Source organism: Kosakonia sp. H7A (genome assembly GCF_003028445.1).
Classification (GTDB): Bacteria; Pseudomonadota; Gammaproteobacteria; order Enterobacterales; family Enterobacteriaceae; genus Kosakonia; species Kosakonia radicincitans.
Window position 1 is genome coordinate 1 of sequence record NZ_PYTZ01000027.1, and the last position, 988, is coordinate 988.

Below are 988 nucleotides of genomic sequence, written 5' to 3' on the forward strand. Positions count from 1 at the left end.
TGAGCTGCGCCTGCACGTTGCGCAGGATCCGCTCGGCCAGCGTACGCAGCCCCTCGGCATCCGTGCTGGCCACGAACACGCAGAACTCATCCCCACCCAGCCGGCAAGCCAGGTCGTCGCCGACCAGCACGGAGCGCAGGATATGCGCCACGTTCTGCAACACGCGATCACCGGTCAGGTGGCCGTGCTCGTCGTTGACACGCTTGAAGCGGTCGCAATCGATCAGCAGCAATCCGTTGCCGGGCCGGCGGCCGGCGCGGCGGCATTCCTGCAGGTGGAGGGTCAGGCCGCGGCGGTTGTACAGGCCGGTAAGCTCGTCCGTACGAATGAGTTCTTCGGTCTGGTTGAGCTGGTGCGAGGTCGCGTAGAGATTGTCCAGCGCCTCTTCCAGGTCGTGATTGCGCCGACGCAGCTGCCGGATCAGCAGCTGCTCGTTGTTGACGACGCGCACGATCGAACGACGCAGGAAATGCGCGGTCAATGCAGGATCGTGGTCGACCAGCTTCTGGAAGTCGGTATGGTCCAGTTCGATGAGTTCGCAGTCGCTGGCCGCGGTGGCGTCCGCGCTGCGCGGGTGGTCGCCGATCAACAAGCCCAGTTCGCCGAAGAACTCTCCGGCACCCATGTGCTTGAGCACCAGGTCCTCGCCGAAATCCAGGTCCACGGTACCGCTGACGACGATGAACATCTGCGTCCCGATGTCGCCACGGCGGAAAAGATGATGGCCGGCAGAGACGGTGCGCGTGCGTCCAAAGCGCGCGAACAGCGCGGTCTCGGCAGGCTCGAGCACCGCATGCGTGGCATCCGGCTGGCTCGCACGTACGTTGAGGTCGGCCGCTCCGGGCCCCGCACTGGCGCAGTTCATCCCCACATCCTTGGCCGGCGGGCTCTGCCGGTCGATATTTGATACTAGCACCTTAAGAAAGCGTTCATCGTGACGTCACACGCAATCTCATAGATCGTGAGAATGCATGTGCGCTTTGCCCCA

1 protein-coding gene is annotated in these 988 nt (G+C 64.0%); it reads right to left on the reverse strand.

What is annotated here, in order from left to right; genetic code table 11:
- Positions 1–865, reverse strand: an 865-nt coding sequence (locus CWM66_RS27890; RefSeq protein ID WP_107147738.1) for a diguanylate cyclase domain-containing protein, incomplete at its 3' end; no start/stop codon positions are given.
- Between the last annotated feature and the right edge of the window lie 123 nt (positions 866–988).